At 40.6% G+C, this 24,893-nt stretch carries 22 protein-coding genes; 19 read left to right on the forward strand and 3 right to left on the reverse strand.

From position 1 onward, the window contains the following. The first annotated feature begins 743 nt into the window (after positions 1-743). From Q4591_RS16760 to Q4591_RS16845, 18 genes are all read left to right on the forward strand, one after another. Positions 744-2,201 (forward strand): sulfatase, encoded by a 1,458-nt coding sequence (locus tag Q4591_RS16760; protein ID WP_102476715.1) that lies wholly within the window; start codon positions 744-746, stop codon positions 2,199-2,201. Between the two features lie 26 nt (positions 2,202-2,227). Then, positions 2,228-3,391, forward strand: a complete 1,164-nt coding sequence (locus tag Q4591_RS16765; RefSeq protein ID WP_303462004.1) for a mandelate racemase/muconate lactonizing enzyme family protein — start codon at positions 2,228-2,230, stop codon at positions 3,389-3,391. 43 nt (positions 3,392-3,434) lie between these two features. After that, positions 3,435-4,319 (forward strand): SMP-30/gluconolactonase/LRE family protein, encoded by an 885-nt coding sequence (locus Q4591_RS16770; protein WP_303462006.1) that lies wholly within the window; start codon positions 3,435-3,437, stop codon positions 4,317-4,319. A 620-nt stretch (positions 4,320-4,939) separates the two neighbouring features. Further along, the gene (locus Q4591_RS16775; protein ID WP_241904115.1) at positions 4,940-5,983 is read left to right on the forward strand and encodes a family 16 glycosylhydrolase; all 1,044 of its coding nucleotides are present in this window, start codon (positions 4,940-4,942) and stop codon (positions 5,981-5,983) included. Positions 5,984-6,741: 758 nt separating this feature from the next. Then, positions 6,742-8,358 (forward strand): sugar porter family MFS transporter, encoded by a 1,617-nt coding sequence (locus Q4591_RS16780; RefSeq protein WP_241904116.1) that lies wholly within the window; start codon positions 6,742-6,744, stop codon positions 8,356-8,358. 90 nt (positions 8,359-8,448) lie between these two features. Next, complete coding sequence (locus Q4591_RS16785) at positions 8,449-9,228, forward strand: glucose 1-dehydrogenase (RefSeq protein ID WP_303462010.1); 780 nt, start codon at positions 8,449-8,451, stop codon at positions 9,226-9,228. Between the two features lie 33 nt (positions 9,229-9,261). After that, the gene (locus Q4591_RS16790; RefSeq protein WP_303462012.1) at positions 9,262-10,281 is read left to right on the forward strand and encodes a hypothetical protein; all 1,020 of its coding nucleotides are present in this window, start codon (positions 9,262-9,264) and stop codon (positions 10,279-10,281) included. A gap of 258 nt (positions 10,282-10,539) precedes the next feature. Beyond that, positions 10,540-11,964: an aldehyde dehydrogenase family protein gene (locus Q4591_RS16795; RefSeq protein ID WP_303462014.1), complete on the forward strand. Its 1,425-nt coding sequence runs from the start codon at positions 10,540-10,542 to the stop codon at positions 11,962-11,964. Positions 11,965-11,990: 26 nt separating this feature from the next. After that, positions 11,991-13,148 (forward strand): mandelate racemase/muconate lactonizing enzyme family protein, encoded by a 1,158-nt coding sequence (locus tag Q4591_RS16800; protein WP_303462016.1) that lies wholly within the window; start codon positions 11,991-11,993, stop codon positions 13,146-13,148. Between the two features lie 27 nt (positions 13,149-13,175). Continuing rightward, positions 13,176-14,168, forward strand: coding sequence for a 2-dehydro-3-deoxygalactonokinase (locus Q4591_RS16805; RefSeq protein ID WP_102532098.1), 993 nt, complete (start codon positions 13,176-13,178; stop codon positions 14,166-14,168). Further along, a complete protein-coding gene (locus tag Q4591_RS16810) occupies positions 14,169-14,804 on the forward strand; it encodes a 2-dehydro-3-deoxy-6-phosphogalactonate aldolase (RefSeq protein WP_102476723.1) in 636 nt (211 codons plus the stop codon). It abuts the gene before it with no gap. Positions 14,805-15,118: 314 nt separating this feature from the next. Beyond that, entirely contained in the window at positions 15,119-15,859 is a 741-nt protein-coding gene (locus Q4591_RS16815) for a FadR/GntR family transcriptional regulator (protein WP_102435576.1), read from the forward strand. Positions 15,860-15,933: 74 nt separating this feature from the next. After that, complete coding sequence (locus Q4591_RS16820) at positions 15,934-16,662, forward strand: FadR/GntR family transcriptional regulator (RefSeq protein WP_102435574.1); 729 nt, start codon at positions 15,934-15,936, stop codon at positions 16,660-16,662. A gap of 218 nt (positions 16,663-16,880) precedes the next feature. Further along, positions 16,881-17,669: a 2-keto-4-pentenoate hydratase gene (locus Q4591_RS16825; RefSeq protein ID WP_303462018.1), complete on the forward strand. Its 789-nt coding sequence runs from the start codon at positions 16,881-16,883 to the stop codon at positions 17,667-17,669. Between the two features lie 225 nt (positions 17,670-17,894). Then, complete coding sequence (locus Q4591_RS16830) at positions 17,895-19,274, forward strand: Na+/H+ antiporter NhaC family protein (protein WP_303462020.1); 1,380 nt, start codon at positions 17,895-17,897, stop codon at positions 19,272-19,274. A 126-nt stretch (positions 19,275-19,400) separates the two neighbouring features. Further along, complete coding sequence (locus tag Q4591_RS16835; protein WP_102519510.1) at positions 19,401-19,853, forward strand: NUDIX hydrolase; 453 nt, start codon at positions 19,401-19,403, stop codon at positions 19,851-19,853. A 67-nt stretch (positions 19,854-19,920) separates the two neighbouring features. Next, positions 19,921-20,526 carry an FMN-binding negative transcriptional regulator gene (locus Q4591_RS16840; protein ID WP_102519511.1) on the forward strand — a complete coding sequence of 202 codons (606 nt, stop codon included), beginning with the start codon at positions 19,921-19,923 and terminating at the stop codon, positions 20,524-20,526. A 56-nt stretch (positions 20,527-20,582) separates the two neighbouring features. Next, positions 20,583-21,038: a GNAT family N-acetyltransferase gene (locus Q4591_RS16845; protein ID WP_303462024.1), complete on the forward strand. Its 456-nt coding sequence runs from the start codon at positions 20,583-20,585 to the stop codon at positions 21,036-21,038. Here Q4591_RS16845 and rrtA read toward each other — a convergent pair. Both rrtA and queC read right to left on the reverse strand, forming a co-directional pair. Continuing rightward, positions 21,035-21,676: a rhombosortase gene (rrtA, locus tag Q4591_RS16850; RefSeq protein WP_102435564.1), complete on the reverse strand. Its 642-nt coding sequence runs from the start codon at positions 21,674-21,676 to the stop codon at positions 21,035-21,037. The two genes, Q4591_RS16845 and rrtA, sit on opposite strands and share 4 nt — an antisense overlap. Positions 21,677-21,691: 15 nt before the next feature. Further along, complete coding sequence (gene queC, locus Q4591_RS16855; protein ID WP_198589275.1) at positions 21,692-22,384, reverse strand: 7-cyano-7-deazaguanine synthase QueC; 693 nt, start codon at positions 22,382-22,384, stop codon at positions 21,692-21,694. Positions 22,385-22,728: 344 nt separating this feature from the next. Here queC and queE point away from each other — a divergent pair, with 344 nt between their 5' ends. Then, positions 22,729-23,397, forward strand: a complete 669-nt coding sequence (gene queE / locus Q4591_RS16860) for a 7-carboxy-7-deazaguanine synthase QueE (protein ID WP_303414444.1) — start codon at positions 22,729-22,731, stop codon at positions 23,395-23,397. A 78-nt stretch (positions 23,398-23,475) separates the two neighbouring features. Here the strand turns inward: queE and Q4591_RS16865 are convergent, their stop codons facing one another. Beyond that, positions 23,476-24,543 carry a PLP-dependent cysteine synthase family protein gene (locus Q4591_RS16865; RefSeq protein ID WP_102435558.1) on the reverse strand — a complete coding sequence of 356 codons (1,068 nt, stop codon included), beginning with the start codon at positions 24,541-24,543 and terminating at the stop codon, positions 23,476-23,478. Positions 24,544-24,893 lie beyond the last annotated feature (350 nt).

Below are 24,893 nucleotides of genomic sequence, written 5' to 3' on the forward strand. Positions count from 1 at the left end.
ACTCCGTGTATTTATTATTTATGTCTCATTGCGGGAATTTCTCCCCCCCCATACAAACCAGAACTTGGTAAACCACGACTTAATGTTCACTATGTATTAAAGGTATTTGTTAGTATTTGTATATTAAACACCCAATACAGTTCATATGAAGTATTTAAACATATGATGTTTAAATGTGCAACATGTTAAATATTTGTTGTAATAACGGTGCTATCATCTTGATTTTTATTTATTTATTACGCGAATTGTCATGTTTTGTAGCGGAATTGTAAATAAAAATATCTATTCAAAAGTCAAATCAATGGCATTACTTGTGACCCAATAATGACGAATTTTGACTGTTATAAGCACCATATGAGTGCGCTTAAGATTGTAAGATACTACTTTTGTTGCAGTTTTAGGCGCTTTAGATAATATAGTCAGGTGCTGTAATCGTTTTGTTTATTAATCTGTAATGTTAATTTATGTAAAATAAGACAAATAAACATCATATGTTTGAATAGTTATCATGTTTTGGTTATGATTTCAATTATCTTGTATAAATGAACGCGTTATTTGACCACTATTACCTTCGTTAATTGCTCGTTCATTTAACGAGTTAAGGCAATCGGTACAACAAGCTTGTTCTTTCTATACCCATAAACTGAGTGATAGAGGATTGTGAATTCAATGAAATGAGCCGCTGATATTTTAATCAGATCACTCAACATTGGTTAGCAAGGTTTAATCTAGGAGCATGAATCATGAAAACTAAATTGTTAGCAGGGCTAGTTACCCTTACTAGCGTATTGTCGTTAACAGCATTTGCACCATCCAATGCGTTAGCCGAAACAGTTAGCGCTGAAGATAAAAAACAACAGCCAAATATCATATTAATATTTGCAGATGATGCAGGTTTTGCAGACTTTGGTTTTCAAGGCAGCAAAATAATGAAGACCCCACATTTAGACAGTATTGCAGCGCAAGGCATTGTTTTTAGTCAAGGCTATGTCAGTGATTCAACCTGTGGCCCTTCGAGAGCGGGGTTAATGACAGGGAAGTATCAACAACGTTTTGGTTATGAAGAAATTAATGTACCTGGTTATATGAGTGACAACTCAGCATTAGATGGCGCAGAAATGGGTCTACCAGTTGATCAAACAACCATGGCTGATTATTTAAAAGACCAAGGGTATAAAACTGCTATTTTTGGTAAGTGGCATTTAGGCAGTGCAGAGCGTTTTCATCCATTAAACCGCGGTTTTGACGAGTTTTTAGGCTTTAGAGGTGGTGATCGCAGTTACTTTAAGTACCCTGAAAATATTACGAACATTAACAATCCTGATGACATTATGTATGACAAACAACTTGAGCGAGGCTTAGGGCATTTTGAAGAGCGCGAAGAATACCTAACTGACGTATTAGGTAAGGCGGCCGCAGACTTCATTGATAGAAACCAGCAAGACCCTTTCTTTATCTACCTAGCCTTTAACGCTGTGCATACACCATTAGAATCTGAACCAGACGATCTTAAACAGTTTCCTGAACTTAAAGGCAAGCAACAAGAACTGGCTGCAATGACGTTAGCCATGGATAGAGCGACAGGGTATGTGACCGACAAACTCAAATCATTGGGGTTAGCAGACAATACTATTATTGTATTTACTAATGATAATGGCGGCCCAACAGATAAAAATGCATCGAGTAATGCGCCATTAGCCGGCACAAAATCTAACTTTTTAGAAGGCGGTATCCGTGTTCCGTTCATCATGAGTTGGCCTGCAAAAATAAAACCCAATCAACAATTTGATTTTCCTGTATCGACCTTAGATTTACTGCCTACTTTTGTCAGTGCAGCTGGTGGCATTGAAACCGTGACTGACACTGATGGAGTTGATTTACTGCCTTATATTATGGGTAACAATAAAGCGCGTCCTCATAAGCAGATGTTTTGGAAAAAAGAAACCAGAGCGGTTATCCGTGAGGGCGATTGGAAAATGATCCGTTACCCAGATAGACCCACTGAACTTTATAATTTAGCCAATGATATTGGTGAGCAAACAAACCTTGCAAACGACCAGCCACAGCGGGTTATATCCATGTATAAAGATTTGTTTGCTTGGGAACTGACATTAGAACGTCCAAGATGGTTGCTGAAACGTAAATTTGAAAAGTATGATATGGATAGAATGGATAAATATCGTCTACCCGCGAGTCAATAAAATAACAATAATAAGAGAACAACATCATGAAGATAGAATCTGTTGAAGCAATACTAGGTAGAGTTGGCTCGCGCAATCAGTTACTCGTTAAAGTAGTCACTGAATGTGGCATTATCGGTTGGGGTGAATCAGGCCTTTCAAATCGTGAATATGCCGTTATGGGGGCGATTAAACATTTTAGTCAATTTTTAAAAGGTAAAGACGCCAAACAAATTGGCCGTATTTGGCAAGAATTATACCGTAGCCATTACTTTGAAGGTGGCCGCGTGATTACCGCGGCTATTTCAGCCATCGATATCGCTTTATACGATATTCTCGGAAAAAAATTAAACGTCCCTGTTTATCAACTGCTTGGCGGTCGACAACGTGACAATATTCCTTGTTTTGCTTGTTGCTATACAGAGGCTGATCCTGACAAGTTAGATGATTTAGTTAAAGAGTCAAAAGCCTTAATTGCTTTAGGTTGGACAACCATTCGGGTTATTCCAAGCCGATTTGATGACTTAACCACTTTTGAGCCACAAGAATCGATTACCCGCACCGCGCGCTGTTTAAATGAATTACGTAAAATTTTAGGGCCTGATATTATCTTAGGTATCGATTATCACCATAGATTAAGTGTCGCTGAAACCGCATCATTTTGTCAGCGCCTAGCACCTGATACGTTGGACTTTATCGAAGAGCCTATTCGTAATGAGTCGCCAGAGGCTTATAAAACCTTAAGAACGATGACAAATATCCCGTTCGCTATTGGAGAAGAGTTCAGCTCAAAGTGGGCAGCTAAACCTTATATTGAACAGGGGCTGACACAATATTTACGTATCGATGTGTGCAATATTGGCGGCTTAACTGAAGCGATGAAAGTATCAGGTTGGGCAGAAGCGCATTATATCGATGTCATGCCCCACAACCCATTGGGGCCAGTATGCACCGCCGCTACAAACCATTTTGCCGTAGCGTTACCAAACTTTAGCTTAATGGAAACACATCAAGGGCCGTTTAGTCCGTTTGGCGCCCATGATGACAAACTGTTTCCGCAACAGCATAAGTTAGAAGGCAATAAATTTATCGTGCCTGATGTACCGGGTTTAGGTGTTGAAGTGAATGAAGCTGAATTTAGAAAGTCGACCCCAATAGAGGTTGAAGCGCCGCATTTAAGTAAGCGTGACGGTTCACACACTAACTGGTAATTAATCCTATGACTACGACTATGACTATGACTGAAGAAACACTATGACTAAAGAAACATTAGCCGTGCAGCAATACGATAACAGAGTGAATTTTGTGGGTGAAAGCCCATTATGGCATCCGCTGCGCAGTACCTTATATTGGGTCGATTTCCCTAATAATCTATTAATGGGTAAAAATGACAATGAATCAATTGAATATACTTTTGATGAAATGGTCACCGCAATTGGATGGATTGACGAGCTTCATTTATTAATAGCCACAGCAACAGGCTTGTATCAATTTAATCTCGAGTCAAAGCAAAAATCTTTAATGGTTCATGTTGAGCATGAATTACAAAGCAATCGCAGTAATGATGGCCGCGCTGATCCATGGGGCGGTTTTTGGATAGGCACCATGAATACTGATGCCAAAGCCGATGAGGGTGCGTTTTATCGTTATTACCACGGCGAGTTACGAAAGGTTATCCCTGATTTGTCCATTCCCAACGGAGTGTGTTTTGATCTTTCTCGCCAGCGTTGTTATTTCACTGACTCAGCGAAACAGCAAATCTATGTGATAGCGCTTGATGCAAACACTGGCTGGCCTATACAAGATGCCGTTAACGCCACACTGTTTTACGACTTTTCAAATACGGCGGTGTCACCTGATGGCGGCATTGTCGATGCTGACGGAAATCTTTGGGTATCACTTTGGGATGGCGGGGCAGTCATGTGTATTTCGCCTGATGGGGTTGAGCTTAAGCGTATATTGGTTGGTACCCCCAGAGCAACATGCCCAGCATTTGGTGGTGATGAAGCACAGCTATTGTTTACCACAACCGCTGCCTGTGGCCTTGAAGATGAAGCCATATCCCAAGTCATTCATGGTGCAACGCTATTAGTGATGGAAAAAGTGAATGGCGTTTTTGAACCTGCAGTGAAAGTGTAATTTACAATAGTGCTATTTAACATAAATATCGAACAACGCTGGCTGCTAGTTCTAGTGGTCAGTTCTTCGTGTTGTCGTTTTTATCGGTCTAAAGTGAGTTGTTAGATAGATACAGGCTCATTTTCGTCACCAAGTGATTTGCCACTTTAATCAAATCAAAGCCGTGGTGCTTCGGCTTTTAATTGTAAAGAACAGACTACAAGGGTAGCGGTTCAGCCCTCTTGGTTTATTTATAAACCATAGTTCCAGCAGGCCCAGCCAGATCTTCGAAAAACGAAAATATTTCCAATGAGGGACCATTCAGATTTGAACCTGATTGGTATTGTTTACGTTGTTTTTCGAAAAACTAATTATGGAGCACAGTTAATTTCTGTGGTCATCAATTTGTTTGTTAAAAAATATCGAGAATAGAAGAAAAGCCCATGATCCCAATTTTTAACTAGAAGCGCTCTTTAACGAGAGCAATTCTTTTACTAGATTCCAAAATTTAACGGTATCAACCCACCCTTAAACATAGTATGTTTATAAACATATAAGGTGAATTGCTTTTGTCATACTATTCATTTTATTATCCACAAACAAGGCACTGTATATAACGCACAACACAAGGCTAAACTCACATGCTCTTTAACATTAGGTATACAAACTCTTCATTGCTCATTTTACTCACTGTCGCCACTATGAGTTGTAGTGTTGAGGTCGAAAAAGACCAGGTTCAAGCGATAGAGGCTAATGAATCAGCAGCATATAACACAATGGCTGTATTGCCTTATTCAGATCCAAAAAATCATGGTGACTGGATACTTAATCCCGAGGTCAGTGATGAATTTGAGACCGATACATTAGATGAAGACAGATGGTATATCGTTGGTAAATTTGAAAACGGCAAGCCCGTTTATAAGCATCCAGACAAGCCCAATAAAAAAGTCTGGAAAGGCCGAGCACCGTCGCAGTTCTCTGGTAAAAACTATCGTTTAGAAAATGGAAAGCTAATACTAGAAACCCGTTGGGAGCCAGATTTCCCGTTCACCGATGAGATTAGAGTTCCTGTTTTCGGGGATGCGCTGCCCCATGAAAATCTCACTACAGCCTGTATCATTTCCCGCAAAGAGTTCAAATATGGCTACATTGAGATTAAGAGTAAGGCAGCAGATGCTGAAATTACCAGTGCTTTTTGGGCGATGGGACATCAACTAGAAATCGATTTCTTTGAACAGTTTGGCGATCATCGCGATCCAGAAAAATTAGAACTGGATAAAGAGCTTTGGTGGTCAATTCGAGACTGGAGTAAAAATACCAGTAAACCGGGTAAGCCAACTTACACAGAGCATAAAGACCTAGGATTTAGAGTCGCTGATGATTTCCACATCTACGGTATTGAATGGAATGAAAATGGCTTTAAATACTATGTCGATGGGGTATTATTTTCAGATGTAAGCGCCGATGACGTTCGAAAATGGGCCTATGAAAACCGTGAGGTGAGCGAAGATTACGACGGATACGTAGCGACTAAACCCATCAGTATTTGGTTAGACCAAGAAACCTTTCCTTGGCACGGTGTCCCTGATAGTAAAGCCGATTTAGAGCTTAATAGTCCTGAAGATAAAAAAGATGACGGAATTGTCGATTTTGAAATTGAATACGTCAGAGTATGGCAAAAATAATTCAACGACGAGTCGTAGTTGTGCTCGTTAGACTTAGGTGGCCCCTTACCTTTGTAGGAGCCACTTTCTTTCGTCATGGGGCAACTCTGATGAGAGATGAAGCTTTTTTAATCGTAATATTGCCTAACTCTGGCATAGGAACATAGCTGCTATTTTTCAGATATCAGGCATGCACTGTAATACAATATGTCTACTTTGATACTCTGATTTGATACTCTGATTTGATACTCAAAAAAGTAGGCTCAGATCAAATTGTATTATCTACGACAGATTCGTTCTGAATTATCTATACCTTAAACTTATCCACTTTAAAGCCTATACTAAATCCCTCAAAGATAAATAATAATTTAATCAGTTGTTTATCTAATTTCTTGTCACGTTTTTTGAAATGAAGTTAGGTCCTCTCTCATTAAATCCCTCCAATTTATTCGCCGATCATAAATCTGTTTAAATTCCATATAAACATATTGCTTACTTAAACATCATATGTTTAAATCATGTTAATAAAATGATTTGCACCTGTAGCGAAATGCTTCGACCATCTGTAGCTTCGTCGTAAATCAAATTTATTAACATAAAAAAATCAGTGGTAGTCGATATCTTTGCAGTGCTGGAGTTTTGCTTAGTTTGCGAATGAGTTGCGTGAATTACTGCCGCAGTAAGTAACATCGGTTGGTTAAACCATGGAATGTAAACAAAACATGGTGTCAGCCAATGTTAATTTTAAAACTCGACTTTCGAGGTTTGGGGAAACTATTTTGTTAGAGAACACATTGTCAGAGAGCACTTCGAAAGAGTCTAAACTTGTTTCGAGCCAAGCTTCGAAAAGCAAAAACATTCAAGCGATAAAGTTTTCATTAATTGCCGCTTTTGGTGGCTTTGTATTTGGCTTAGATGCCGCCAACATTTCTGGTGCGCTGCGCTTTGTTAGCTCCCAATTTGAATTAACTAGTATGCAAACCGGCAACGTGGTCGGTTGCGCTATTGTAGGGGTGATTTTAGCGCTATTTTTTACGGGGAGTTTATGTCAGCACTTTGGCCGTAAGAAAGTGTTACTGGCTATTGCCTTGACCTATTCATTGTCTACCGTGATCTCAGCATTTGCTAATAGTTACGAAATGCTGGTTGTAGGGCGTTTTATTGGCGGAGTCGCCTTTGCCTCAATCACCGTATCTGCCATGTATATTGGTGAAATCGCACCAGCCAAACAGCGAGGGCAATTTGTATCGGTCAATCAGTTATTGATTACGTTAGGAAGCTTAGTTGCCTTTGTTGTTAACTATTTTCTAATCAAATCAATGGGCAATATTGAAGTATTAACGGATGAGAATATTTGGCGAGTGATGTTAGGGTTTGAGCTAGTACCTAATATTATTTGGTTCGGTTTATTACTAACCATCCCTGAGTCTCCACGCTGGTTGATGAGTAAGCAACGACATAAAGAAGCTGAACAAGTATTCAGTGACATTTCAGATCCATCTGAAGTGCCTGCAATGATGGACGATATTAAACAAACTATTGCACAAGATAGTAACACCTCAGTGATTCAGCAGCTTAAGTTACTGTTTAGTAAACCCATGCGTTTTTTAGTCATTCTTGCTGTGTGTTATGCCGTTGTTCAGGGTGCGACAGGGATGAATGCGGTGTTATTTTACGCACCTACCGTGTTTGAACAAATCGGTATGAGTGTTGAAGATACCTTTTTACAAACCATAGTGCTCGGCGCAATGTCGGTTTTATTTACCCTTGTTGCAATATTCACGGTTGAGAAATGGGGTCGTAAAGTATTAACCGTTGGCGGCTTATTATTAATTACCGTCGCACACTGTTCAATTTGGTATGGTTTTGACAATGCAACTTACGTTATTAACCAACCTGCGATTGAAATAATTGCTGAGCAAGGTGTTGATGCAAATAAACTCATTCCATTTATTGGCAAAGATTACCACAGTGATGTAGCGTTAAAGGCTGATCTAGCCAGCGTGTATTCTAAAAAAGAGTTACCGTTAGTCAGTGGCACAGTTATTAATGCCTCGATTAATATTAACCCAGCATTTGTTTTGTTTGGTTTATTTGCTTTTTTAGCGGCGTTTAACATGTCCATAGGCCCTATTATGTGGGTCATATTTTCAGAGATTTTTTCAAGCCGGGTTCGCAGTGTTGCACTGCCGTTTGCGGCATTAGTACAAAGTATATCGAGTTGGAGTATCCAACAGTTTTTCCCTTGGCAGCTTGAAAACATGGGCGCTGCGAATACCTTCTTGTATTACGGCGGGGTAGCCTTTGTGGGTTGTTTTGTGATGATGCTAATTTTGCCTGAGACCAAAGGTAAATCCATCGAAGCCATTGAAAGACAATTAGTGAAACAGGGATAAATTACTCGCTTAACGCGGTTGTTAACACGTTAGCGCTAATCGCTGTAATCAAGAGTTGTTTCAGAACAAAATAATAAGTAGAGAAGTCATATGTCAGATCGGTTGAAAGGTGAAGTTGCTATCGTTACGGGTGGTGCTGATGGAATAGGTCGCACTATCGCTTTAGAGTTTTGTCAGCAAGGCGCGAAAGTGTGTGTTGCTGATATGAACAGTGAACTAGGGCTTGATGCTGTTGAAGCGTTAGTGACAAAAGGTTACCAAGCTATATTTGTGAAAACCGATATTTCAGATGAAGCCATGGTCGATGCCATGGTCGCTATAACGGCGGCAGAACTTGGCGCGCCAACAATATTAATTAACAATGCAGCGTTGATTAGTCCGGGTAATAAGATTGAGTCTGTTGGCGTTGATGCGTGGAAAAAGAGCTTTTCAGTTAACGTTGATGGTATGTGGTATTGCAGCAAAGCCGTTTTACCCCATATGAAAGCCAATGGCCGCGGCAGTATTGTTAATGTCGGGTCAGTGCATTCATTTAAAATAGTACCTGGGTATTTTCCTTACGCAGTGACAAAACATGCGGTTATAGGGCTCACTCGAAACCTGGCGGTTGAATTCGCTCAGTATAATATTCGTGTTAATGCGTTATGTCCTGGAATGATTGAAACGCCGATGGCATTTAAGTCGTGGGAAGCGACAGACGATCCACAAGCGTCAAGACAAGCTATGGGTGAAGTGCATCCGTTAAAACGTAATGGCACCACTGAAGAGGTCGCGAAACCGGCATTGTTTTTAGCCAGCCAAGATTCAAGCTTTATGACAGGACAAAGCCTAGTGGTTGATGGTGGTCGTTCGGTTATTTATCACGATTAACACCTCAATTGTTGGAACATAAAAGTGGCCACTATGGTGTCTTTACAAAAGTCGATTAAAGACGGTTTTGAGCTTATTACCATTGCCAACAATACCCTGTCTTTTACCGTGGTGCCTGCCATTGGTGCGAAAATAATTTCATTAAAATCGATGCTTACTGGCAGAGAGTGGCTTGAACAACCTCAAGGCGCTCATGCTTTTTTGAAACAGCCAAATTATGGTGAGTCATTCGTCAATGGCTTTGATTGTGGTGGTTGGGATGAATGCTTCCCCAGCATCAATGGCGAGCAATACGCTTTGCCTGCGCTTAGGCATGTATTAATTCCTGATCACGGTGAGCTATGGTGTTTACCGTGGCAAGTCACTGAAATTGTTGAGTCTTCGAATTTCATCTCGTTGACGCTTCGCTGTGTGGGTAAACAGTTACCTTATGTGTTTACGCGTACCTTAACTCTTGCCGCTGATGCTAACCATATCGATATTCAATACCAGCTTACGAATAACAGCGACTATCAATTACCCTTTGTGTGGTCAATGCATCCGATTTTTGCTGCTGAAAAAGGCATGACCATAGCGCTTTCAACAGTGATTAACCGCTTTAAAACCGACAGTGGTTTTAAAGCGTTTTTTAATACAGATGCTATTACAGCGCAATGGCCTTATAAAAAACAGCAGCAAGGTAAATGGATTGATTTGGATAAGGTGTTAGCACCAGACAGTCACTTTTCCTGCAAGCTTTATAGTGATGATTTATCAACGGATGCTATTAAAAATCAGTCTATTGAGGTTGCTTTAGTTGAGCCGCCTTCAGCCAGTGGCGCTTATCAACAACGTTGTGGTTTTAGATATGATAGTCATGATATTTCACATTTTGGCTTATGGCTTAATTATCGAGGCTGGTCTGGCAGTGATCAACCGCCTGCCTATGTCGTGGGTTTAGAGCCTTGCTTAGGGGGGGCTGATTCACTCAATGAAGCGATTAAGCGCGATGATTATTACTTCATCAACCCCAATAGTAAACGTAACTGGTCGGTACAATGCTTTATTGTGTAATTGCTATTAATGAGTGTGTTTAATTACTAAGTAGCTGTTATAAAATGACTTAGTCTTAATCCTTATCGTAAAAAGTTATTTTGATTGTTTACATGTTCACAAACTAATTACATTTCTATATTGTTTTATCAAACATCATATGTTTAAATACTTATCATGTATCGCGTTATCAATATGCTTATTTGACTACTGATTAACGGGTTCAGTTAAAAGCTTATTACCTAGTTTGTTTTGAATTTTTCACATGGAGCGTTGCTAATGCTGTCTAAACAACTTTATATCGGCGGTAAACTCATATCGAGCGGATCAACCACTGATGTTATTAATCCTGCAACTCTTTTATCGGTAGGCAGCATTGCTGCGGCAGATATTCCTCAAGCTGAATTAGCGCTTGAAGCTGCACAAAAGGCGTTTCCAATTTGGTCTAAAACATCTATTCAACAACGTACTGAATGGATGTATAAATTACGTGATGCAGTGATAGAAAATGAACAGCATTTACGTGAGTGTGTGCATCTTGAAATGGCTAAGCCTTGGGCATCAACCAAGGAAGACTACCAAATGTTGGTCGACAGTTTAAATTTTTATGCTGATGCCATGCTCAATTTAGCGCAAGAGACATTAGAAGATAAAGAGGGCACCCACGTCCATGAACTTCGCCGCGAGCCAGTAGGGGTTGCTGCTGCATTTCTTGCATGGAATTTTCCGCTGCTTAATCTTGCTTATAAGTTAGGCCCAGCAATGGCTGCAGGTTGTCCTATTGTGATTAAGCCTTCTGTTAAAACCCCATTATCTGCTTATGCCGTCGGTGAACTTTGCGCTCAAATTGGCTTACCTGATGGCGTGGTTAATATTATTTCTGGCCCTGATCACAAAGTGGGCGATGCCATTTCTGCATCCACTATCCCATCTTTATTAACATTAATCGGTTCAACCAATGTCGGTAAGCACGTTATTGGTACAGGGGCTACGTCAATCAAACGCTACTCGATGGAGCTTGGTGGCAATGCACCTGCCATCGTATTTGCTGATGCAGATTTAATCACGGCTGCCGATGTTATTTGCGGCGTGAAATACAGTAATGCTGGCCAAATTTGTGTTGCTCCTAACCGAGTCTTTATTGAAGAGTCTGTGGCTGACGAATTTATTGAAATGGTGTTAACCCGCACTCATTCCGTCAACGTTGGTTTTGATAAAGAGGCTGATATTGGAATGGGACCACTGATGGACGGTGCTTCTTGGCAGCGTATCGATGGCTTAGTAAAAGAAGCGATTGCTCAAGGCGCCAAGTTGTTATCAGGTGGCGGTAAACCACCAGGATTAGACACCGGATATTTTTACAGTCCTACCGTGTTACTGGGTGTGACACCTGAAATGGCGATATCGAAAGAAGAAGTTTTTGGACCAGTTATTAGCATTGCTACCTTCAAAAATCATCAAGATGTACTGAACCTTGCTAATGATACTGATGCGGGCTTAACCGCTTATGTGTTTACTCAAAATCAAACGACAGCGGACCATTTTGCGGACGAACTTCGTTTTGGCGAAGTACAAATTAATGGGATTAAATATGCCATTAATTTACCGCATTTTGGGATTAAGCAGTCAGGAGTTGGAGTTGATTGTTCGTTGCTAGCGCTCGACGATTACTTGGCTTTTAAACGCATCTCACGTGCGCTTTAATCAGATTAATTTGGGACTATTATTGAATGAAAATTACTGAAATTATAAGCCACGTTCTGCAGTACGATCTTGAAGAAGAGTTAGGTTACTCGCAGCAGTATTATGCCAAACGTACTACTCACCTAGTCGAAATTAAAACGGATGTTGGCATAACAGGTTGGGGTGAGTGTTTTGGTGGCGGCGGAATCGCTTTTGCCAACAAAACAATCGTTGAAAAAGTGATTCAACCTATGATCCTTGGTATGGATCCGCTAGATCGCGAAGTGATCTGGCATAAGGTGTACAACTTAATGCGCGACCATGGTCAAAAAGGCATGCCTATTCAGTCTTTGTCGGGTGTGGATATCGCTTTATGGGATATTGCCGGTAAATTTCTTGATCAGCCCGTCTATAAGTTACTGGGCGGTGCCTTTAGAGACCGTATCCCAGCTTACGGTTACGGCATGATGCTACAGCGTCATGACGACCTTGAAGCACGCTTTACCGATGAAAGTGCCCGCATTAAAGAGATGGGCTTTAAAGCGATGAAAATGAAAATCGGTTTAAGTCCTGATAGAGATATTAAATTAGTTGAAGCTGTACGCCGCGGCATTGGTGATATGCAATTAATGGTCGATGCAAACCATGCCTATACCACCAGAGAGGCGATCCCTCTGGGACGTGAGCTGCAAAACCTTGGCGTAAATTGGTTTGAAGAACCCGTAGCACCTGAAGATAAACAAGGTTATCGAGAACTGTGTGAAGCCTTAGATATGACCATTGCAGGTGGTGAAGCAGAATTCACCCGCTGGGGTTTTAGAGACTTAATTGAAAATCGCTGTGTGGATTTATTGCAACCTGAAGTTTGTGCATTAGGTGGCATTACTGAATACCAAAAAGTATTAGCGATGGCACACGCACATTTTATTCCGGTAATAAATCATGTTTGGGGCTCTGCTATTGCTGTGGGTACCAATTTGCATTTATTGGCAGCATTACCTGATTTACCAGGCGCAGCTCATCCAATTCAGCCGATGCTCGAATACGATACTACTCCGAATTTATTCCGTGAAGACTTACTTAAAGAGCCATTAAACATTCTTAAGCAAGTTAAAGAAAACGATGGCACGGTTGCACTTCCACAAGGGACTGGTATTGGCGTAGAGCCAGATCCAGACTTCATAAAACATTATGAAGTTTTCTAAGCCCACATCATTGTAGAGAATTTTTAAATGACAGAGCAATCGTCACCCACGCCTGTACTTATTGCAGTCGATTGGGGGAGTAGTAATTTTCGCGCCTTTTTATTGGATAAACGCGGCAAAATCTTGTCTGAAGTATCGGCGCCTCAAGGTATGTTATGCCTTAAAAAAGATGAATTTGAAGCTGCGCTTTTAGCCCATATACAGCCATGGGTTACAGACTTTTCAGTGCCAGTGTTAATGGCCGGCATGGTGGGTAGCGCACAAGGTTGGGTCGATGCAGGCTATATAGATTGCCCAGCAGATGCTAAACAAGCCGCGATGAAATTATGTCATGTGGATAACGAATCGAAATTGTCTATTCGCATTGTACCGGGCGTTAAGTGTCAGACTGCTAATTTACAACCTGATGTTATGCGCGGTGAAGAAGTGCAGGTATTCGGCGCCGTATCATTGATTGAGCACGAGTTGGGTTTATTAAACAATGCTCAATTAGATAAGTTAGTTTTTTGCTTACCTGGAACCCATTCTAAGTGGATAAAAATGGCTAAGAATGATCAAGGTCAACCAATCGTAGAAAGCTTGTCGACTCAAATGACGGGCGAGATGTATAACATCGTAGTTGAAAACAGCATTCTTGGAAAAGGCGTAGATAAACAAGCGACTGATGTTGATATGGATAGCTTTTTACAAGGCGTACATACCAGTCAAAGGGAAGGGGGTTTGCTGCACCATTTATTTAGCGCGAGAACTTTACGACTAGAACAGCGATTAGATGACAAGCATGTTTGTAGTTATATTTCAGGATTACTGATTGGCGCTGAATTGTGTTCAGTGTTGGCGGCATCATCCCTTGAACATATTTATCTCATTGGCAGTTCGACTTTAAACACACTTTATGCTCAAGCGCTAAAAGAACTTGGTTTACTTTCAACCCCAGTGAGCAGCGAGAAAGCCTCTGCTTTAGGCATGGTGATGGTAGCTGAGCAAGCGAATTTAATTAAATCAAAGGAAGTGCATTAAATGCCGATTACTCTTAAAGAAGCCATGAGCAAAATGCCATTGGTTGCAATTTTACGTGGCGTGACACCTGCTGAAGTATTAGATGTTGCAGATATTTTAGTGACCGCTGGATATCGCGTTATAGAAGTTCCTTTAAACTCACCGTCGCCTTACGAAAGTATTAAGTTACTTAGTGATAGATATGGTAACGATGTCATCATTGGTGCTGGCACTGTTGTTAGCCAGGAACAAGTTGATTTAGTCGAAGCTGCGGGCGGGCGTATTATTATTTCTCCCCATGCTGATGCAAAATTGATTCGGTACAGTAAAGCGAAAGACCTTTATTGTGTCCCCGGTTTTTTCACACCATCTGATGCTTATGCGGCTATTAATGCGGGTGCAGATTCGCTTAAATTATTCCCAGCTGATGCATTTGGCCCTATGGGGTTAAAAGCAATGTCAGTTGTTCTTCCTGATATTGATATTTTACCTGTAGGGGGAGTTTCACCAGACACTATGCAAGCATTTATTGATGCTGGTGCCAGTGGGTTTGGTTTAGGAAGCGGCTTATATAAGGCTGGGATGAGTGTTGAGCAAGTTAAGCATAACGCTTTGGCATATGTCCAAGGTTATAAAAGTACCTTAACAGCCCACTAGGCCAGAACTTTAGAGTTCAATAATGCCGTAAACTGAGTTCAGTGTGTTGTTTTAGTTCAGTCATTTCAGAGATGATTTTGAACTTGTCTGTTGTTGCTATTATACAAATAGTGTTGTTTTACTTTCCTGTATACTTATTCCTAGTAAGTATCTGTTGTAGCTTTAGCAGCCGAAAGGCTGCTATTTTTTTAGTTACTTCTGCTTTTGATCTAAAGCATCAATTTATCTAATATGAAGTCAATATATTATCATTAAGTCTCAATCGTAGATTGTTTCAATTGACACCTTAAACATACTATGTTTATATTTAACCTATGAGTGAATTAATATATTACGATTTAAAATGCACCCAAGGAATGTCGCCTAGTCTTTCTGTACAAGTTGCTAAAGAACTCGGTCGCCGCATTGTTTCTGGTGCTTTCGAAGCCCACAGTCTTATTGACGATGAAAATGCCTTGGCGTCTCGGTATCATGTTAGTCGAGTGGTAGTTCGTGACGCTGTAAAGATTCTAGTAAGCAAAGGTTTATTAGAAGTGCGGCGGGGCATTGGTACTCGTGTTCAATCACGAGATAAGTGGAATATGCTGGATGATGACATTCTTGCTTGGCATTTATCAGCGCCACCCAATCTTAATTTTTTGAAGCAGTTAATGGATGTACGATTAGCATTTGAGCCTAAAGCCGCGCGATGGGCTGCTGAGCGTGCGACGGATGCAGACATTGCTGAAATTGCCAAAGCAGTTGAAGGAATGGCGCAGGCTTCTGGTACTGCAGAAGACTTTATTATTGCCGACTCTTTGTTTCATAAAGCGGTGATGAAAGCGGCAAACAATGGTTTTCTGGCATCGATGGAAGGCGTTATATATTCTGCGTTATTGGTAAGTATTAAAATGACCAATAAAGACCCTCGAGACAATGGAGCGTCGGTTCCTTTTCATCGAGATGTGTATGAAGCCATTTTTAATCGTGATGGTGACAAAGCTGAGAAATTAACCGAAAAACTGCTCAATGATGCCAGTATTCGCCTTTCTCTTAGCCAAAGTGACAATAATTAACATCAGATGGTTGTGTATCATCACAAAATCATATACATAGTATGTAGTTATATTTCTTGGGATAGAATAATTACATGAGTGAACTAACATACTACGATTTAAGAAGAACAAACTCGATGTCGCCGAGTTTGCCGGTTCAAGTAGCAAAAGAGTTAGGTCGTAGGATTGTTGCTGGAACGTTTGTGCCTGGTACGCTTATTGATGATGAAAATAAACTGGCTGAACGCTATCAAGTCAGTCGAGTTGTCGTTCGTGATGCGGTAAAAATTCTTGTTGGTAAAGGCTTATTAGATGTACGCCGAGGAATTGGTACTCGTGTTAAACCTAGAAATAACTGGGCTTTACTTGACGATGATGTTTTAGCTTGGCACCTTTCTGCACCACTTAATCCTGACTTTTTAACTCAATTGATGGAGTTTAGACTCGCATTTGAGCCTAAAGCTGCCAGTCTCGCAGCATTAAATGCCACGGAAGAAGATATTCAAGCAATTACTCAAGCGCTGGCTGAAATGGAAGCGTCTACAAGCGATGTGGATCGTTTTGTGATTGCAGATGCACACTTTCACAGTGCTATTTTAAAAGCGTCTCATAATGAGTTATTCATTTCGATGGAATGTGTCATCTTTTCGGCATTGCTAGTCAGTATTCGTGTGACTAACCAAAATGATGCTGAAAACAAAAGCTCAATACCCTTTCACAAAGAAGTGTTTGATGCGATTAAAGCAAAAGACAGTACGTTAGCCCAGTCGTTAACAGAAACCTTGTTGAGCGATGCTAAGGCAAGGCTTGTAGAACTTATGTAATTTCTGCATGTGTCATGGCTAGCAGCATTATCTGATAGATAAAATTAATGTGCTTAAACCTTGAGGTTTAAGCACGTTTTTATTTATGGCTTAGAAGTAATCCATATTGATCCTCTAAACATCACATGTTTAACTGTATGGGATTGAATCAAATTAATTTTTACTGTTTTACCGTCTCTTTCTCTCATTGCTTAAATTAAGCCACATAAGGATTTAGTGTGTCCAATATATCAAAAACAGTTGATCAACAAGCATTACGTTTTAAATCGATAGCAGAGCATTTAGTAGCACAGCGTAATGCTACACAGCCTAAGTCTGAATTTAATTTATTACAGTCGCCTAAAACTTTGGCTGATGCTCATGCTGTACAGCAATTGATGATAGCCCTACATGATCATGCTCCCTTAGGTTGGAAATGCCTTACCCCAAGAGAAGATGGCAGTATTATCGCAGCACCATTGTTGGGGCAAGTTGTTGAAACTCAGGTGGTATGTCAAATGAAAGCGGTTAATGGCCAAGCATTGATAGAACCTGAAATCGCATTCTTACTCAGAAGTAACTTACCCAGTGGCAAACATTACAGCGAAGCAGAAATAGATGCTGCCATAGGTTCAACTCATATGGCATTAGAGCTTATTCAGCCGAGGTTTAGTCAAGGTTATAAAGCTAATCATTATGAGCGTTTAGCTGACGGTTTAAGTAATCAAGGTTTATTTATTGGCCCTGAAATTGAGAAAGCGGCGGCTTATAAAGCGGCTGGCATAAACATTACAATGACTCAGGCAGGGATTAAACATGATTATATCGGTGTTCACCCATGTGAATTACCTCAAAATCCTATGTATTGGCTGGTTAACTATTTATCTGCATTAGGAATCGAGTTAAATGCGGGAGAGTACATTATAACGGGGTCATACCACGGCGTAATAAAGGTCGATATGGATACGCCTTTATCCGTTGTTTATGACAACTTAGGAGAGTTTGAAGTGAGTTTTTCACATAACTAGTGTTGCGATTAATCGTGTTGACGTTAAAGTAGTCAATAGCCTAAACTATGAATAATAATGTCACTGTGGTTGTTTATTCAGTCACAGTGAATTTGTTTTCTTATAATTATTTTGAAATAAACCCGTATTTTTTTCAATATTGTGTTTAGTTCTTGTTGACTAAAATGCAATTCGACATTACTTTCTTTTTCCAATATTAATCTTCTTTTAACAAGGTAAAACCTAATGACAGAGCCATCTGCGATCAGTTTGATCCCGCCTTTGGTTGTAATAATGTTAGCCATATTTTTACGCAGACCGATTTTAGCCTTAGTGGTAGGGGCAATTGTCGGCTTAATCTTGGTCGAGCCCAGTGACGTGTTGAATAATTTTTCGGAAATTTCGCTCAGCGTGATGGCCGATGAAACCATTGGCTGGCTGATCTTAGTGTGTGGCACCTTTGGCGCTTTGATCGCGTTACTCGTCAGAACTGGCGGCGCGTTTGCTTTTGGCAAAAAAGCCTTGTTGGTTGCAACAGGGCCAAAGTCATCATTAATGATGACGTTTGTATTAGGTGTGGCCATTTTTATTGATGATTACCTTAACGCGCTCACTGTGGGTGAGACCATGAAGCGCGTCACCGATAAATATAAAATCTCCCGTGAGATGCTCGCATATGTGGTTGATTCTACCGCAGCACCTATTTGTGTGTTGGTGCCTTTATCCACTTGGGCAGTGTTCTTCTCTGGTTTATTAGTGGACAACGGCATTGCCGAATCGGGGCAGGGCATTGCGGTATATATGCAGGCGATTCCTTATATGCTCTATGCCTGGGTGGCGGTGATCATGGTGCCATTGGTTATTTTAGGGGTAATACCGCTAATTGGACCGATGAAAAAAGCAGAACTTAAAGCTAAACAAGGTATTGGTATTCCTGTTGATGAGTCTGCAGAAACCCACACCAGCGATGACTATGGGGTAAAGGCGATTGAAGACAATTTCAGTGCCGCCGACGAACAAGGCAAGTTACATAATTTTTTAGTACCCATCATCTTATTAGTCGGTTTTACCGTGTACTTTGATATTGATGTTTGGCTTGGATTATTGGCGACGATGGCTATCACCATTCCTTATTATACCGTGCAAAAATTAATGCCGTTATCCGATATGATGGAGCAAATGATTGATGGTTTTAAAAGTATGTTGCCTGCAATCGGTACTGTGATCGCTGCGTTTATTTTTAAAGATGTTTGCGATAAATTATTGCTGCCACAATTTGTAATTGAAAGCTTAAGCCCCTATATGACTGCGCAAATGTTACCAGCAGTGGTATTTGTCGCAATGGCGGTTTTAGCGTTTGCTACGGGTTCAAGCTGGGGCATCTTTGCTGTCTCCATCCCCATTGTGATGCCGTTAGCCCAAGCTGTTGGCGCGGATATGCCACTCGTAATAGGCGCGCTGCTTTCTGCGTCATCTTTTGGCAGTCAGGCGTGTTTTTATAGTGACTCCACCGTACTCGCTGCCCAAGGTGCAGGCTGTAATTTAGTTAGCCATGCGGTAACGCAATTACCTTATACGCTTATTGCCGCTGGCATTACCTTTATTGGGTTTATTTTTATTGCTTAGAATATAAGTTCATAAGTCGAGGTTATCGCATTAAACCCGTGTTGATACTGAATGATTGTCAGTATCAACACGGGTTTTTTTATGGGATAGTGATTATAAATAAATCAACCGTGGAGTCGCTGACAAATGGGGCTATCAAATCAACAAGCGATAACCAAAAATGTGGATTCTGAATCATTCACTGGTTGTAAATTAGCTCTGATTTTTGAACATAAATTGGTGGTGTACTTAAGGGATGATAAAACCAATATTCCGTTCCCGAATCAGTGGGACTTTCCCGGTGGTGGCCGCGAAGGCAAGGAGTCGGCCCAAGAGTGTGTGCTTAGAGAGTTACATGAAGAATTTGACATTAGGCTGCCAATAGAGCGTTTGATATATCAACAGCGGGGGATTAATCAAACTGCAAATGGCCACTCCTACTTTTTTGTCGCTTATATTACTCAAACTGAACTAGATGCGATTAATTTTGGCTCAGAAGGCCAATATTGGCAATTGATGACGATTACCGATTATTTGGCTCATCCAGCTGCAATAGCGCCATTAAAACAAAGGTTACAGCAGTTTTTAGCAACGAATTAACGCGTTTATTGAGTCACTCATTAATACTGAGCACCCAAAAAGTTAAACCTACATATTAAGGATGATCATGTACCTACCTAAAAAATTACAAATGCAGTCTAACGAGGCTTTAGACTTTATCCAGCAGTATGGCTTTGCTCTGCTTAGCTCGAGCGATTTACAAGCCTCTCATCTGCCATTAATCCTTAAAACTGATGCTGACGGTAATCACACGTTATATGGCCATATGGCAAAAGCCAATAATCATTGGAAAACATTGGATTTACAATCTGTGCTGGCGGTATTTTCCGGTCCTCATGGGTATATTTCACCTACTTGGTATGACGGTTTTCCTGCGGTGCCAACTTGGAATTATGCCGCGGTACATGTCACAGGCACTTTTGAGCTAACTGATAACAATGAAACCATTTTGCATTTAACTGACACCATTGCTAAATATGAGCCTGAGTTACTGCAGCACGGTGGCTTTATTCCCCATGATTACCGCGATAAATTGGCAAAAGCCATTGTTGGTTTTAAAATTTCAATTACTGGCGTTGAAGGAAAACTCAAGTTAGGCCAGCATCGCTCAGAGGCTGATCAACTAGGGGTATTAGCGGGTTTGGCCAAATCGACAAACTTAGATGCTCAGCAGTTATATCAATATACTAAGCAAATGTTGAGTCAAACATAAGCATGGGCAGCGATGTGTGTTACTTAAACTGAATAAATCTTAGTTAAGGGGCGTTAATGCAGCAGTTAGGCAACAAGGGTTATGTTATTTCAACGGATCAAAATAAATTAGATATCAGTGTTATTCACGGTTTTATCTCACAAAGCTATTGGGCCAAAGGGATGCCGATAACAGTATTAGCCAAGGCCATTGAGCATTCTTTGTGCTTTGGGGTATTTACTGACGAAGACCAGCAAGTTGGTTTTGCCCGCCTTATCACAGATAGAGCCACATTCGCCTATCTAGCTGATGTGTTTATTACTGATCTACATAGAGGAATTGGTTTAAGTAAGTTACTCATCGAAACGGTGATAAGTCACCCCGATATACAGGGATTAAGGAGAATGATGCTGGCCACAAGGGATGCTCATGGCCTTTACGCTCAGTATGGTTTTCTGCCGATAGATAATCCCGAAATATTAATGCAAATTTGGCGGCCAAACATTTATCAGCAAGCACAAAATGATACTTAATTGTGGCTTGTTGACAGTGTTTGAGCGCGCTTTAAATAACCACTTAATGGCAACCAAATTAACCCGCACAATAACCCACTTACGACGCCAATTAAGTGAGACTCTGTGGCGACTCTGGCATTGATCAGCTCACTGACGCTGTCACTGGCGCCAAAATAGGTTTCATAACCAGCTTTGATGATGACCCCTAACAATAACAAATAGCCTGATTTAAAGCCTTTTCGGATATCAAGTAGCGCGCCAAAAGTGAAAAGTCCGTGTAATAGCCCGCTTAGCCCCACATAACCCTTTAGTTCTGGGTAAAACCAATATAAGCCGAGCCCTTCAAGCATTGCCAAACTCAAAAATAAGCCTGCGAGTTTAACGCTATGCTGTTTGTAGTGGGTCTCATGCAAAAACAAAATCACCCAAAAACCGGCTAGGTTCATTAGTAAATGCCACAAGTTAGTATGCAGAATATTACCACTAAGCAGTCGCCACCATTCACCTTGGGTAATTGAGTCATAGCGATAAGCCAGTAAACTGTCGATATCTATTTGTGCAAGAGGCAGTAAATTTAAGGCAAATAATGCTGCGCAAATGACGCTCACTATAGTTGCAAAAACATATACGCCAATTTGAGTTTGCTTATTTGCCATGTCAGTAACCCTATTTTAAGCTTTAGCCATTTTTTGATTAAGCTCAGCCATTACAGTGTCAGCGTTAGCTAAATAATCATCTAAACCACGTTGGCGAAGGGTGCAGGCTGGGCAATCGCCACAACCACAGCCCTTTATGCCGTTGTAACAGGTAAGGGTTTCATTTCTGACTAAGGTTAATGCTTGGTATTTATCTGCTAGTGCCCATGTTTCAGCTTTGTTTAGCCACATTAACGGGGTGACAATTTGTAATGGTTTATCCATACCTAACGCCAATGATTGCTGCATAGACTTGATAAATTCATCACGACAATCAGGATAGCCAGAAAAGTCTGTTTCACACACGCCAGTGATAATGGCATCGCACCCTAACTGATAAGCATAAATGCCCGCTAAGGTTAAAAAGAGAATATTGCGCCCAGGGACGAAGGTATTAGGCAGTCCATTATTCATGATCTCATGGGATACCGGAATTGAATCTCGAGTAAGCGCAGACACCGCAAGCTCATTGAGTAAACCCACATCCATGACTTTATGGCTGGCAATGTTTAATTCTTTAGCAAGTGATTGAGCAATTTCAATTTCTTCACGGTGACGCTGGCCATAATCAAAGGTGATGGCATGCACTTCGTCATATTGAGACATTGCTTGAATGAGGCAGGTTGTAGAGTCCTGACCTCCGCTAAATACGACAATTGCTTTAGACATTTTTTTCACCATATAAAATTTAGATATCTACATGTTCCCAGAGCAGACTCATTGAAACAGTTAGTTAATTGAAGCCGTTGATTACGGTCTAAATTATAACGACATTAAGGATAACTTTCATGGTTATTTAACTTTTGATTAGTAGAATTTTAGTGAGATTTTTATAGCAGTGACCTTTTTGTAAAAGCAGCTATTAATAGGCTGATTAATAATCAGCTTTCATCAGACATATGTAATTAGTTGGCAGGTAATCTAATTAAGCAGTCATTATCATGGCCGTTAATGGTTGCAGCTACAGTGAAAATACACTATAAATGCGCCCTTACTGAGAATAAGGCAGCTAAATGAAATATCCAGTTAATGAAGTTTTTGAAACCATCCAAGGTGAGGGCACCTTTACCGGTGTTCCAGCAATTTTTGTTCGTTTGCAAGGTTGTCCTGTTGGTTGTGCTTGGTGTGATACCAAACAGACCTGGGATGTATTAGAAGCAAACAAGGTTTCTCAACAACAAGTTATTGCAGTGGATGGCACCATTGGTCGCTGGGCAAATCATGATGCGCATTCATTATTAACTGCATTTACTGAAAAAGGTTTTACTGCAAAACATATTGTTATTACTGGTGGCGAGCCATGTTTATATGACTTAAGTAAGTTAACCAGTCATTTGATTGAAGCTGGCAACAGCGTGCAGATTGAAACCAGTGGTACTTTCGAGGTTCATTGTCATGAGCAAGTCTGGGTTACCGTGTCACCAAAAGTAAATATGAAAGGCGGCTATAAAGTCTTAAAGGCGGCGCTAGAGCGCGCTAATGAAATTAAGCACCCCATCGCCACCCAAAACCATATTGATGAACTTGATGAGTTATTAGCGGATATTGATGTATCTAATAAAACCATTTGTTTACAGCCTATTAGTCAAAAACCTCGGGCAACTGAACTTGCCATGAAAACCTGTATAAGCCGTAATTGGCGCTTATCAATTCAGACCCATAAATATTTAGATATCGATTAACTAACATATTGAAAAATAATCCCGCCTAATGTCAATTGGGCGGGGTTATTTTTTATAACTGATTTTATGGCTAAATTTTTATAACTTCCCCAAACAACCACTGCTGTTAAAATGTTGCAACTCTAGGTCAAATTCTTCAGTACAACCGATATTGTTATTAATCCATTCATTATTATAATAGGTATCTAAATAGCGCTCACCAGAATCACACAGCAAGGTCACTAACGAGCCTGTTTCGCCTTTTTGTTTCATCTGACAGGCTAACTGCAACACGCCATATAAATTAGTCCCCGTTGATGGCCCTACCTTACGGCCAATATGCTGTGCTAACCAGTTCATGGTCGCAATGGATGCTGCATCAGGGATTTTTTTCATTTCATCCACTACACCTGCGATAAAAGACGGTTCAACCCTTGGGCGACCGATGCCTTCAATATTACTGCCTTTATCGCTGGTAATACTTGCATCACCATTTATATAGTAGTCATAGAATACCGAATTTTCAGGGTCTACCACGCACAGCTTAGTATCAAGTTGTTGGTAATTAAGGTAGCGGCCAATGGTTGCTGAGGTACCGCCAGTGCCTGGGCTCATAACAATCCATGCTGGAATTGGATGTGGCTCTTTTTGCATCTGATTAAAGATAGAGTCAGCAATATTGTTATTGCCGCGCCAATCGGTGGCGCGCTCAGCATAGGTAAATTGATCCATATAATGGCCATTGAGTTGCGCTGCTAGGCGCTGAGATTCTGCATATATTTGGTCAGTTTTGTCGACGAAATGACAACTACCACCATAAAACTCAATTTGTTGGATTTTCTTTTTCGCGGTTGTGGCTGGCATTACCGCAATGAACGGTAGGCCAAGTAACCGAGAAAAGTATGCTTCAGATACTGCAGTACTGCCAGATGATGATTCTATGATGGTGGTATTTTCATTAACCCATCCATTTGAAATCGCATACAGAAACAAAGAGCGGGCTAAACGGTGTTTTAAACTGCCAGTTGGATGGGTGCTTTCATCTTTAAGATAAATGTCGATGCCAGTTAATTGTGGAAGTTCTAACTTAATTAAATGTGTATCGGCGCTGCGTTGAAAATCAGCTTCTATTTTAGCTATGGCTTGATTAACCCATTGTTTAGACATCTGACATCCTAAGTTTGCTGTAATCGGATTATCTTAAAGATAAATAACAAGATCAGGAAGTTAAATTCTAATGTTTTATGAACAAGGTTACATTTTGACGCTAGACAGCAAATTAATAATCGATATCAATAAATGACTAGGATAAGGCTGTGAAGTTGAAACTAAGCAAATCTTGATGATAAAACTGAAGTGAAACTACTGAGAATTGAAATTGAGCTAATTTGAATGAGCTAATTTGAATGAGCTAACTTGATGAACTGAAGTGACTAAAAGAAATGGTGGAGGGAGAAGGATTCGAACCTTCGAAGGCTGAGCCGTCAGATTTACAGTCTGATCCCTTTGGCCACTCG

The sequence above is a fragment of the Shewanella sp. 3_MG-2023 genome, assembly GCF_030548765.1.
Classification (GTDB): Bacteria; Pseudomonadota; Gammaproteobacteria; order Enterobacterales; family Shewanellaceae; genus Shewanella.